The following is a 12347-nucleotide window of genomic DNA, read 5'->3' on the forward strand; positions in this document are numbered from 1 at the left end:
GCTCAGCCGTGCATGGCAGCGCTCAGCTTGAATGCGGTATTGGCCACCACATCGGTCGGCTGTCTGTAACCGCTCGCCATCCAGTGCAGCGCAATATGGATGACGCCGCCCATCACGCCGGCATGCAGGAGTTCGTCAGGCTGATGGTCGGGGCGTACCACTACGCGCGTGAGGTCTCGGTTCATGGCCTGGAGAGCGCGGAAGATCGCCTTGTCCACCGCCGGGCTGATGCCGCGAATCTCTACCAGCAGCAGGTTGGCAATCAACGGGCGCGCCTTCAGCGCCTGAAAATACGCCAGCAGCATCGCTCTGCCCCGTTCTGCCCGGTCCACACTCGCCCGTTCTGCTGCGCCAGTGATTTCCTCACGTAACGCCGTTGCAGCTTGTTCGTAACAGGCGATGAGTAACTCGTCGCTGTGGGAAAAGGATTCGTAGAAATACCGCTGCGTCAGTCCAGCCGCGTCACACACCTGCTTGACGCTGGAATGCCGGTAACCATTGCGGCCATAGACCTCGCACGCAGCGTCGATCAATTGCTGACGCCGTTGAGCCCGGCGGGCCTCGATGGCGGAGCCCCGGTAACGCCGTGGCGAAGAAGTCTGTGTCGTCATCAATCCCGTCCAATCCAAGCTAATCTGACAATGTGTATTGTCAAAGCATAAGCGACAATTTAGATTGTCACTACCGCTACTGACGGCAGAACAATGTGAACCAACAAAAATTACAGTTACCGACCGCGCCCTATGATGTCCTGATCATTGGTGCCGGCCTGTCCGGAATCGGCGCCGCGCGTGCACTGACCAGTCAGTGTCCGGACAAGCACTACGCCATTCTGGAGGCGCGACACGCCATCGGCGGCACCTGGGATCTGTTCCGTTATCCTGGCGTCCGTTCCGATTCAGACATGTATACGCTGAGCTACAGTTTCAAGCCCTGGCTGCACCGCAAGGCCATTGCCGATGGGTCGGATATCAAACGTTATATCGAGGAAACCGCCGAAGAGTCTGGCATTACTCGCCATATTCGTTTTGGGCACAAGGTCACGAACGCAGCCTGGTCCAGCGAAGACGCCTGCTGGACCGTTACCGCACAAGTGACCCAGGCCGACGGGCAGACAGAGGAGCAGATTCTGCGCGCGCGCCTGTTATCCCTGTGCGCGGGTTACTACAGCTACGATGAAGCCTATCGGCCGGTTTTTGCCAACGAATCCGCGTTCAGGGGCCAGATCATTCACCCGCAATTCTGGCCGCAGGATCTGGATTACGCAGACAAGCGCGTCGTAGTGATCGGCAGTGGCGCTACCGCCGTCACGCTGGTACCCGCCATGGCCAAAACCGCCGCGCATGTGACCATGCTCCAGCGCTCGCCCAGCTACGTGGTGTCCCGCCCGTTGCAGGATAATATTGCGCAGGGCCTGCAAAAATGGCTGCCAATGCCCGCCGCGCATGCCCTGACCCGCTGGAAGAACGTACTGGTCGGCAGCTTTTTCTACCGCATCGCGCGCAACAAACCGGAGATGTTCAAGCAGCGGATCCTGCAGATGGCCCGGGATGAACTCGGTCCGTCGATCGACATCAGGCATTTCACGCCGAGCTACAATCCCTGGGATCAGCGCGTGTGCGCTGTACCCGACGGCGATCTGTTCCATGATATTCGTGAAGGCCGCGCATCCGTCGTCACCGACACCATCGACCAGTTCACCGCGACCGGCATCCGCCTGGCCTCCGGCGAGGAAATCCAGGCGGACATTATTGTCACCGCCACCGGCCTCAAGCTGAACGCGCTGGGCGACATGACCGTCACGGTCGACGGCAAAACCGTCGAAGCCGGCCAGAGCATGGCCTACAAGGGCATGATGCTCAGCGACATACCCAACTTCATACTCACCTTCGGCTATACCAATTCATCCTGGACGCTGAAAGCCGAGCTCACCGCCAACTACACCTGCCGCCTGCTGCGCTACATGGACCGCAAGGGCTACCGCATCGCTGTACCGCGGCGCGATCCGCAGGTGCTGGAGGCCCCGTTCCTGGATTTCACTTCAGGCTATGTGCAGCGCGCGGCCGGTTTGCTGCCCAGGCAAGGCGACCGCAGACCCTGGCAGGTCTATCAGAACTACACCCAGGACAAGCTCACCATTCAATATGGCCGTATCAACGACGGCGTCATGCAGTTTCAATAACAGGGACGAAACCTATGCAAATCAATGATTCGGTCGCGGTACTCACCGGCGCTGGCAGCGGAATTGGCCGGGCAGTTGCGCAATCACTGGCGAGCCGGCGTTGTCATGTGGCACTGGTCGATATCAATCCTGAAGGTCTTGCTGAAACCGCCCGTCTGGCGCGCGCCCAGGGCGTACGCGTCAGCGAGCATTGCCTTGATGTCGCCAACCGGGACCATATCGCCGCCCTGCCCCAGGCCGTGCTGGCCGAGCACGGCCAGGTCAATATTCTGATCAACAATGCCGGCGTGGCCCTGGGTGGGCATTTTCAGCAGGTATCCGAGGAAGACTTCGACTGGCTGATGGCTATCAACTTCGAAGCAGTAGTGCGCCTTACCCGGGCCTTCCTTCCCCATCTGCAACAACGAGCCGAAGCGCGCATCGTCAACGTTTCGAGCCTGTTCGGCCTGGTCACACCCGCTGGGCAGACCGCCTACTGCGCCAGCAAATTCGCCGTGCGCGGCTTCTCCAACGCGCTGCGGCTGGAATTGCAGGGCAGCAACGTTGGGGTAACCGTGGTGCACCCAGGCGGCGTGGCAACCGCCATCGCGTCCAGCGCACGGCTGGCGTCTGATATTCCCAAGGAGACCGCCGCGAAAAATCTGAAGCAGACGCAGAAGCTGCTGCGTATGCCCCCTGAACGTGCCGCGGAGATCATCGTACGCGGTATCGAGCGCAACAAGGCGCGGGTTCTGGTCGGCAACGACGCGCGTATCCTGTCATGGATTGAGCGCCTCTCGCCGGTGAACTACTGGCGCCTGTTCCCGGGCCTGGCCAAGCCAGCGACACGAGCCGCCGAGCGTCCTTGACGCCAAGGCCCGCGTGCAGCCAAATCCGCACTAGCGCTACCCGCCATAAAATAAATGCATCCAGCCCGGCGCGCTGCCGGGCTGCCTTCTACACTGGCTGAACACGTTTTAAGCCACTAGCAGGAGGAAGATCCCAATGGCAAAGGTACTGGTGTTGTACTACTCGATGTACGGGCACGTTGAAACCATGGCAAACGCGGTGGCCGAAGGTGCGCGCAAGGTCAGCGGCACTGAGGTCAGCATCAAGCGCGTGCCGGAAACCATGCCCGAGGATGCATTCAAGAATGCTGGCGGCAAGGTCAATCAGGCCGCGCCGGAGGCGACCATCGCGGAGCTGGCCGATTATGATGCGATTATCTTCGGCACCCCCACCCGCTTCGGCAACATGAGCGGACAGATGCGTACCTTTCTGGACCAGACCGGCGGCCACTGGGTCAGCGGCGCGCTGCACGGCAAGGTCGCCAGTGTTTTCACCTCCACCGGCACGGGTGGCGGCGAAGAGATGACGCTCACCAGCACCTGGACCACCCTCGCCCATCACGGGATGATCATCGTGCCGCTTGGTTACGGTGCACCGGAGCTGTTCGATATATCGGAAGTTCGCGGTGGCGGGCCCTACGGCGCAGCAACGCTGGCCGGTGGTGACGGCTCGCGCCAGCCGACCGCTGCGGAACTGTCGATCGCGGGTTATCAGGGTGAGCTGGTAGCGAAGATAGCCAGCAAGCTGAGCGCCTGACCGGTCTGACGCCGGAGCGGGGTATCGATTGCGGTGAGCGTGGCACGGCACCGAAGCGACGTGCGTGCTACGCTTGCCGCCGTCAGCGCAGCACTTCAATCCTTACCTTCAACAGGCCCGCCGACGGGTTGCCAATGCTGGCGAACGCGGATTTCGAAAGATCAATAACGCGGCCCCTGACGAAGGGACCGCGGTCATTGATCCTGACGATAACGCTCTTGCCGTTAACGGTGTTGGTGACCTTAACCTTCGACCCAAAAGGCAGCTTGCGGTGCGCAGCCGTGCTCAGGCCGTGCTTGTACCGTTCACCGTTGGCAGTCTTGCGGTTCTGAAATTTGTCTCCGTAGAACGAGGCCTGACCGGATTGTTTGTATCCGACCCAGTCCCCCTGGCTGCCTGAGGGAGCAGGCGCCGTGGTACAACCCGCCACAACCAAAATTACCGCAACCAGGGACAGCCATTTGAATAGGTTCATAGCTCAGTTTTTTGAGTGATGGATAACGCTCGCCGCCACGTGTGGGCTCAACGATAAGTTTGGAACGCTGCGAAAATCTGGCGTAGCGCAGGCGCACTACACCCCCAGGCAGCTCTCACGGCGCAGCGATTCTAACGGCTGGGCTTCGAGCAGTCTGTAGCGCACATAAAAAACCGGAGCCTGGCTCCGGTCTTATCAGGATTTGTCACAACTCGGTCCAACGCAGCACAGTACCGCGCTGAGCAAGCTCTCTCGGTGCGCCCGAACGGCCCGAGCCGCACACTCAGAGAAACCAACCCCAGGCAGACGATACGCAGCGCCTTCCTGGGGGTATAGCGCGCCTGCGCTACGCCAATCCCGCAGCCACACCGCATCCGCACTTGCAAATCCGAACTGGCCGATGCGCTAAGCAAACCCCGTCGGCGAGTCCGAACGCGGCCCGAGCCGCTCACCCACCCCAGCAAAACCACCCCCAGGAAGGCGATACGCAGCGCCTCCCTGGGGGTGTAGCGCGCCTGCGCTACGCCAAGCCCACAGCCACACCGCATCCGCACTTGCAAATCCGAACTGGCCGATGCGCTAAGCAAACCCCGTCGGCGAGTCCGAACGCGGCTCGAGCCGCTCACCAACCCCAGGAAAACCAACCCCAAGAAAACGAGCGCTACGCAGCGCCTTCCTGGGGGTGTAGCGCGCCTGCGCTACGCCAATCCCACAGCCACACCGCATCCGCACTTGCAAACCCGAACTGGCCGATGCGCTAAGCAAACCCCGTCGGCGAGTCCGAACGCGGCCCGAGCCGCTCACTAACCCCAGGAAGGCGATACGCAGCGCCTCCCTGGGGGTGTAGCGCGCCTGCGCTACGCCAAGCTCATTGATGCTCGCCCGATCACTGGCTCTGCGGATCGTACTGCTTGTCCTTGATGAACAGTGACGGGATTACGCCGCAGATGAAATACGCCGCGCCCATGACCAGGAAACCCAGACCAATCGAATACTGGGTCGCCAGGAAGCCGATGGCTGCCGGGGCGATCGCCGCGCCGATACGGCCGATATTATAGGCGCCGCCGACCGCGGTGCCACGGTACTGAGCGGCGAAGCTCTCGGTCATATAGGTCGCGTTAACGCCGTAGGGAATGCCGTACAGGAAGCCGAATACCACCAGCATCCACAGGATATGTTCCGGGCTGTGATAGAGCACAATCAGCGGCAGGAACAGCGCCGTACCCAGCGCGCCGAACGCGTAGACCACCCGGCGACCGAAACGGTCAGCAGCGATACCGGCCAGGATCTTGCCCAGGATCATCGCCGTATAGGTCCCGACCAGATAGGCCGTCATGGACTTGAAGTTCATTGACAGTTCGGTTTCCAGATAGGCCGGCAACCAGTTGTTCACACCGTAGTAGCCAAACTGCAGGAAGCCTGCGGTGAGACACCAGAAGATGAACATGCTGCGCGCGCGCGGATCACCGAAGATCATCTTGTAGGCGCTTTCGCGTTTTTCCGGCTGTTTGATGTTATCGCGCAGATCAGCGGCGGCCTTGCTGGCGCGCTCAGCCTTGGCCTTGACCCAGGCCGGCGGCTCTGGAACCAGGCGCTGCATCACTATAGCCAGCGTCACCGGGATGATGGCGACATAGAACAGGTAGCGCCAGCCGTAGGTGGGCAGAAGCCATCCGGCCAACAAGGTGGCGACGATATAGCCCACTGACCAGCCGGCCTGCAACGTGCCCAGCACAGTCGTGCGAAACCGGGTCGGCACATATTCGGCCATCAGCGTATTACAGGCGACATAGAGAGCGCCGAGCCCGAGGGACGATATGAAACGGAACACCGCAAACTGCCAATAGTTCTGCGTAAGACCCAGCGCGCAGGTGCCGATGGAAAACAGCACGATGGTCCACACCACTGTCTTGACCCGGCCAAAGCGGTCGCAGGCCCAGCCGCCATAGATACCGCCAATGGCCATACCGGCGAGCGTAAAGCTGCCGAGGCTGCCTGCCTGCATGTTGGTCAGACCGAATTCCTGCTTCAGGCTGGTCAGGCTGTATGACAGCAACATGAGATCTGCGCCATCGATCAGCAGACCCAGGAAGCAGAAGATAAAAACAATGATCCAGATGTTGTTCTTGGCCGGCGCAGCAACGGCGGCGGCCTGAGCGGTAGAATGCATAAACTTACCCGGTGAGCGAGGGGCCAGCCCTCTTTTCTGATGGTGTGCGGGATTTGCTGACGCGTCGTTACAGCAGAAAACCAAGCGTCAACAAACCCCGCGGTCTTGCTTAACCCTGAACGTCGCGGATCATGTTGCGGGCGATGATCACCTGCTGGATCTGGGTGGTCCCTTCGTACAGGCGGAACAAGCGAACGTCGCGGTAGAAGCGCTCGATGGCGTACTCGCTGATATAACCGGCGCCGCCATGGATCTGAACCCCACGGTCGGCCACCCGGCCACACATCTCGGTAGCGAACATCTTGGCGCAGGAGGCTTCTGTACTGATGTTCAGCCCCTCGTCACGCTTGCGCGCCGCATCCAGCACCATGCAGCGCGCGGCGTAGATATCCGCCTTGCTGTCGGCAAGCATGCCCTGGATCAACTGAAAATCAGCGATACGCTGGCCGAACTGCTTGCGCTCGACGGCATAACGCAGGGAGTCATCCAGCATGCGCTCGGCAGCACCGACCGACAGCGCGGCGATATGCAGGCGCCCCTTGTCCAGCACCTTCATGGCCGTTTTGAAACCAACGCCTTCCTTGCCGCCGATCAGGTTGCCGGCGGGAACACGAACGTTGTCGAAGATCACATCAGCCGTGTGCGCGCCCTTCTGTCCCATCTTCTGATCGGGCTTGCCGATGGTCAGGCCGGGCGTGCCGCGCTCGACGATGAACGAGCTGATACCACCAGCGCCCTTGATCTCCGGGTTGGTACGCGCCATCACGGTGAAAATACCTGCATGAGGCGCATTGGTAATGAAGCGCTTGGTGCCGTTGAGCACGTAGCAATCGCCATCCCGCACCGCAGTGGTTTTCAGCGACGCAGCATCGGAGCCGGAATCCGGCTCGGTCAGACAGAACGAGCTGAGATATACACCTGCAGCCAGCTTGGGCAGATAGTGCGCCTTCTGCTCGTCGGTGCCATCCAGCAGGATGCCGATCGAGCCGATACCGTTGTTGGTGCCGATATACGAACGAAACGCAGGGGATGTGCGGCCCAGCTCAAAAGCGATGCTGACCTCTTCTTCCATGGTCACGCCCAGCCCACCGAACTCTTCGGGGATGGTCAGGCCGAACAGGCCCATGGCCTTCATCTGCTCGACTATATCTGCGGGGATCTGATCGGTTTCCGCTACCTCGTTCTCACGCGGAATCAGTTCCTGGGTAACAAACTGATTAATGGAATCGAGCAGAATGCTCAGCGTTTCCGGATCACGAATCATATGTTTCTCCTCATTGGCCTGCGTGCAGGCTGATTATCCACACTGCGTAACCCGGACCGTGGTCAGCGGGTAGCGGATCCTATGTTGCTTACCATGTTCACCAGACGCGGTCCGATGTCGTCCTCAAGCTTGTCCTGCGGCAGATGGAACCCCGGTCCACCGCAGTTGAATGCCAGCAGACCGTGCTCGGCGTGCAGCATCGGGACAGCCACTGCGTTGATATCCCGATGCCACTCGCCGATCGACAGGCAATAACCGAAATCGGCGTAATCACGGAAGGAGCGCTCCAGTGATCGACGCGTCGACGGCCACTGTTCCCCCATGGTCCCGCGCAGGTGGTCCATCATGTAATCGCGCTCTGCCTCTGGCATGGCGGCCAGCGTTGCCCTGCCCACCGACGTCAGGCAGATCGGCAGATAGGTGCCGATATGACGCCGTGTACTCATGTTTGCCTTTCCGTAGGCGACATCCAGATACACCATCTGCAACCGGTCGCGGGCGGCCATTGCCACGGATGCTTCCGAATAGGCAGCCATCTCCTCCATCAGCGGATGCGCCGTGGCGCGAACCGACAGATTCGACAACAGCGCGTAGCCAAACCCCATCACACCCACATCCAACTGATACTTCCCGGTCTGCGCTTGTCGCTTGAGGCAACCGAGGCGGGTCAGCGTATGGGTCAGACGCGTGACCGTAGCCTTCGGCAAGCCGGTCTTGTTCACCAGATCCTGGTTACCCAACAGCGTTTCACGAGGATTGAAACAGCGCAGGATCTCCACGCCTCTGGCCAGCGCAGTGACCAGATGACGATCCTTGACTTCGTCCTCTGCAGTGCTCATTGGATCCAGCAGATGGTTGTCAGCGCTGATGGATCGGATGGTGTTATCGGCTTCGCTCATGGCTGTCGCTCACTCCGGCAGGGGCGCATGGTAGCGCCAGTTTTCATTCTATTTCAACAAAACAAAACAGAGTACTGCACAGTGGAACTAACTGTCGAGACGCTTGGATATCTGTTCCGCAATGCAGACACCTCCAAAGAGGCCGGCTCAGCTGATTCCCCCGTCAGGTCGAGCGAGCCTTTACTCAGGCCCCACTGGAAACTATGATCGGCTTCACATTTTTCAGTACCTAGTACTGCACAGTGGAACAATGCTTACGCTATCGCAACTCAGCATGACGCCTTAGTGTGGCAACAGGTGCGATCTGCGCTGTTCCGAGACACAGAGGTCGGCTGCTGCCGGCCGTTAACGACGGGAAAAGATATGGGTGCGCTGACAGGTATACGAGTATTGGACCTGAGCCGGGTATTGGCAGGACCTTGGTGTGGCCAGATCCTGGCTGACCTTGGCGCCGAAGTGATCAAAGTCGAGCGGCCCCGCAGTGGCGACGACACACGCGGCTGGGGACCGCCATGGATGAAGGATCCCCAGGGCGAATGGACCGCAGAAGCCTCGTACTACCAGTCAGCCAACCGTGGCAAGCGCTCGATCGCGATAGATCTGGCCAGCTCCGCAGGTCAGGAGCTGGTACGCGCATTGGTGACCGACTGCGACGTGCTGATCGAGAACTACAAGGCCGGCTCGCTGGGCAAGTACGGTCTGGATTATCAGACGCTCTCGGAAATCAACCCGCGGCTGGTGTATTGCTCGATCACCGGATTTGGCCAGACCGGGCCCCGCGCCGAAGAGCCGGGTTATGACTTCATCATCCAGGGCATGGGTGGCCTGATGAGCATCACTGGCGAGCGTGACGACCTGCCCGGCGGCGGCCCGCAGAAAACTGGCGTGGCCTTTGCCGACCTGACCACCGGCCTGTATTCCACCATCGCGATTCAGGCGGCGCTGATCAACCGGGAGAAAACCGGCCTCGGTCAGCATTGCGACATGGCGCTGCTGGATGTTCAGGTAGCCACCCTGGCCAACCAGAGCATGAACTATCTGGCTTCGGGCAAGGTGCCAGATCGCTTTGGTAATGCCCACGCCAATATCGTGCCCTATCAGGTGTTCCGCGCGGCAGATCGCGACTTCATCATTGCCTGCGGCAACGACAGCCAGTTCATCGCAATGTGCAACGCCATCGGGCTGCCTGAGCTGCCCGGCGACCCGCGTTTTGCGCGCAATGCTGACCGGGTCAAACACCGCAGCGAAATTGTCGAGATCCTTTCCGCGCACTTCCTTACAGGCACAGCAGATGAATGGGTGAGCAAGATCCACCCGGTCAAGGTTCCGGTCGGGGCCATCAACAATATCGCCCAGGCGCTGGACGAACCGCAGATCAAGGCGCGCGATATGCTCGTTAATATCCCGCATCCCCTCAATCCGGACTTCACCATGGTCGGCAGCCCGTTAAAACTGTCGGGCTCGCCGGTCGAGTATCACCGCCCCGCGCCGCTGCTGGGGCAGGATACCGACGACGTATTACGCGAGCACCTGCACCTGACAGCCGAACAGCTGGCGAGTCTCAAACAGCAAGGCGTGATTGAGCAGAATCAGTGAAAGCTGGCGGATTAATCCGCCAGCCAGCGTTGATACACAGACTCAGGTACCAGCCCACCGCCAGTGCTCCATAGCACGTGCGTGGCGCTTGCCGGATCGACCTTATGCGCTGCGCACCATTCGCGTCCGGCGGTCGAGTCGGACAGCCACCCCGGCCCGGCAAAACCGGCCGTGGCGGAGGGTTCAAGCTTTTCGCCAAGCAGCTTGCCGGCGAGAGCCAGGTACTCCCGCAACGCGTCATCCCTCACTGTAAACACGCCGGCCAGGCGATCCTGCATGCAGGCCGTCGCCAGCAACGAAGCCTGCCCTACTGCCAACCCGTCGGCCAGGGTCCTGTTATCCAGCCCGATGTCATACACCGACAGTGGCGACTCAAGGCCTGAAGCAAGTTGCACCAGCACGCTCGGTGAATTCACCGGCTCGGCGAACCAGCAATGCACCCTGTCGCCGAATATCAGCTTCAAACCATAGGCGATTCCACCCGGCGCACCGCCGACGCCGCAGGGGAAATACACGATCAATGGATGCTCGTGGGAGACCTCGATGTTCTGTCTTTCCAGCTGCGCGGCGAGGCGCCTGCCTGCCACTGCATAGCCGGTAAACAGCGAAGCCGAACGTTCCTCATCGACAAAATGCGAATGGTCATCGGCTTCTGCTATGGCGCGCCCTGCCTTCACCGCGCTGGCGTAATCGCCATCATGCTCGACCACGTCAACGCCGCGCTCGCGCAGCAACTGCTTCTTCCATTCGCTGGCATCGCTGGACATGTGCACTTCGGCGCAAAACCCCAGCGCGCGGGATAACAACCCGACGCTGATACCCAGGTTGCCCGTGCTGCCCACTACCAGGCGGTACTGCCCGAATCGCTCGCGCCATGCGGAATTGCCCAACTCGGTGAATGACTGGCCATCCCACCCCAACTGCCTCGCTGTGCGGTCGGCAAACTCAAGCACCTCATGGAAGCCGCCACGCGCCTTGACCGAGCCGGCCAAGGGCAGTTGGTGGTCCGCCTTGAGCAGCCAGCGGCCCGAACCATCCAGTGCGTTGCGCAATGTGTCCGCCGGTACCAGGGGCGATTCAATCAGGCCTTCCGGATGCTCCAGCTCGGCAATACGTCGCACCAGCAACGGCCCGGCCTTGCTGAAGCGTTGCGCAGCCGCGTCAACATCGTGCGGGTTGATCGGGTCCGCCTGGTTGCGGCGTCCCGGGTTCACCCACAGCACTGGCTGCATTGATTGCAACCGGTGCAGAAGACCGGGCGGGAGCGAGAACGGCGCTTGCTTGCTATCTTCTGTCATGGAACCTCTGAAAAAATGACCGGGCGCCGATGATTTTTATATCCTCGCCTGGGGCTCTTTTCAGTCATCATAGTTGTAAATTCGCAATAGGAGCGCGCGCATGCCTACCATCGGCTGGATTTTCATCGCCATCGCCGTGGCCACCCTGCTTGGCACCCTGTATATGCTGCGCAAGACCGCCAACAAGATGCCCATCGATCCCGAAACGATGAAGCGCGTCCAGGCGCGCAAGGCAGAAATGGAAGCGCAGGAAGCACGCGAAAAGAGCCGCGATTAACGCTAGAATGGCCCATCTTCAGTCTCAAGCAGGTAGCCCTACAGCATGGTCAACTCCCTACAAGCCCAATTGCTCAAGGCCGGTCTGGTCGACGAGAAAAAGTTGAAACAGGCCCAGCGCGCCAAGAAGAAAGCCGCCAAAAACGAGCCGGATAAAGTGCACGACACCGCTTCAGCGGTCGAGAAAGCGCGCGCCGAGAAGGCTGAGCGTGATCGGCAGCTGAATGAGCAGCGCAAGTTGGAGAGTGCTCGCAAGGAAAGCGAAGCGCAGGTCAAGCAGATCATTGAACAGGCGAAAATTGATCGGAGCGGCGGCGAGACGCCCTATCAGTTTGCCAGCAAGAACAAGATCAAGAAGATCCACGTTACCGATGAGCAGTTCAACCAGCTGAGCCGTGGCAAGCTGGGCATCGTGCGGCTATCAGGCAAGTTCGAGCTTATTCCGGTGGACGTTGCGCAGAAGGTCATGGAGCGCGCGCCCCATTGGCCAGTGGTGATCGCCAGGGTTGAAGACGACACGCCGGCCGAAGACGACCCTTACGCGGCGTTCAAGGTGCCAGATGATCTGATGTGGTAACCGCGCTGGTCATTCGGTATTAACAA

12 protein-coding genes are annotated in these 12347 nt (G+C 60.3%); 6 read left to right on the top strand and 6 right to left on the bottom strand.

What is annotated here, in order from left to right; all coding sequences use genetic code 11:
* Positions 1–2: 2 nt before the first annotated feature.
* Positions 3–611: a TetR/AcrR family transcriptional regulator gene (locus G3M63_RS16830; protein WP_150299076.1), complete on the bottom strand. Its 609-nt coding sequence runs from the start codon at positions 609–611 to the stop codon at positions 3–5.
* 95 nt (positions 612–706) lie between these two features.
* Here G3M63_RS16830 and G3M63_RS16835 point away from each other — a divergent pair, with 95 nt between their 5' ends.
* The 3 genes from G3M63_RS16835 (at position 707) to wrbA (ending at position 3766) form a co-directional block, all read left to right on the top strand.
* Positions 707–2182 carry an NAD(P)/FAD-dependent oxidoreductase gene (locus G3M63_RS16835; RefSeq protein ID WP_163983844.1) on the top strand — a complete coding sequence of 492 codons (1476 nt, stop codon included), beginning with the start codon at positions 707–709 and terminating at the stop codon, positions 2180–2182.
* 14 nt (positions 2183–2196) lie between these two features.
* Entirely contained in the window at positions 2197–3030 is an 834-nt protein-coding gene (locus G3M63_RS16840; RefSeq protein WP_163983845.1) for an SDR family oxidoreductase, read from the top strand.
* 136 nt (positions 3031–3166) lie between these two features.
* Positions 3167–3766 carry an NAD(P)H:quinone oxidoreductase gene (wrbA, locus tag G3M63_RS16845; protein WP_150299079.1) on the top strand — a complete coding sequence of 200 codons (600 nt, stop codon included), beginning with the start codon at positions 3167–3169 and terminating at the stop codon, positions 3764–3766.
* A gap of 82 nt (positions 3767–3848) precedes the next feature.
* On the opposite strand, the gene G3M63_RS19660 is transcribed toward wrbA, so the two are convergent.
* The 4 genes from G3M63_RS19660 to G3M63_RS16865 form a co-directional block, all read right to left on the bottom strand.
* Positions 3849–4241 (bottom strand): septal ring lytic transglycosylase RlpA family protein, encoded by a 393-nt coding sequence (locus tag G3M63_RS19660; protein WP_163983846.1) that lies wholly within the window; start codon positions 4239–4241, stop codon positions 3849–3851.
* A gap of 886 nt (positions 4242–5127) precedes the next feature.
* Positions 5128–6411 (bottom strand): MFS transporter, encoded by a 1284-nt coding sequence (locus tag G3M63_RS16855; RefSeq protein ID WP_163983847.1) that lies wholly within the window; start codon positions 6409–6411, stop codon positions 5128–5130.
* A 109-nt stretch (positions 6412–6520) separates the two neighbouring features.
* Complete coding sequence (locus G3M63_RS16860; protein ID WP_163983848.1) at positions 6521–7675, bottom strand: acyl-CoA dehydrogenase family protein; 1155 nt, start codon at positions 7673–7675, stop codon at positions 6521–6523.
* Between the two features lie 62 nt (positions 7676–7737).
* Positions 7738–8574 carry an IclR family transcriptional regulator gene (locus G3M63_RS16865; protein WP_163983849.1) on the bottom strand — a complete coding sequence of 279 codons (837 nt, stop codon included), beginning with the start codon at positions 8572–8574 and terminating at the stop codon, positions 7738–7740.
* A gap of 363 nt (positions 8575–8937) precedes the next feature.
* Here G3M63_RS16865 and G3M63_RS16870 point away from each other — a divergent pair, with 363 nt between their 5' ends.
* Positions 8938–10170 (top strand): CaiB/BaiF CoA-transferase family protein, encoded by a 1233-nt coding sequence (locus tag G3M63_RS16870; protein ID WP_163983850.1) that lies wholly within the window; start codon positions 8938–8940, stop codon positions 10168–10170.
* An 11-nt stretch (positions 10171–10181) separates the two neighbouring features.
* Here the strand turns inward: G3M63_RS16870 and G3M63_RS16875 are convergent, their stop codons facing one another.
* Positions 10182–11468: a D-serine ammonia-lyase gene (locus G3M63_RS16875; protein ID WP_163983851.1), complete on the bottom strand. Its 1287-nt coding sequence runs from the start codon at positions 11466–11468 to the stop codon at positions 10182–10184.
* A gap of 100 nt (positions 11469–11568) precedes the next feature.
* On the opposite strand from G3M63_RS16875, the gene G3M63_RS16880 reads away from it, so the two are divergent.
* Positions 11569–11745, top strand: coding sequence for a DUF2897 family protein (locus G3M63_RS16880; RefSeq protein ID WP_150299086.1), 177 nt, complete (start codon positions 11569–11571; stop codon positions 11743–11745).
* A 45-nt stretch (positions 11746–11790) separates the two neighbouring features.
* Entirely contained in the window at positions 11791–12321 is a 531-nt protein-coding gene (locus G3M63_RS16885; protein ID WP_163983852.1) for a DUF2058 domain-containing protein, read from the top strand.
* Positions 12322–12347: the final 26 nt, after the last annotated feature.

It is taken from the genome of Pseudomonas sp. OIL-1 (assembly GCF_010669185.1).
GTDB lineage: Bacteria > Pseudomonadota > Gammaproteobacteria > Pseudomonadales > Pseudomonadaceae > Halopseudomonas > Halopseudomonas profundi.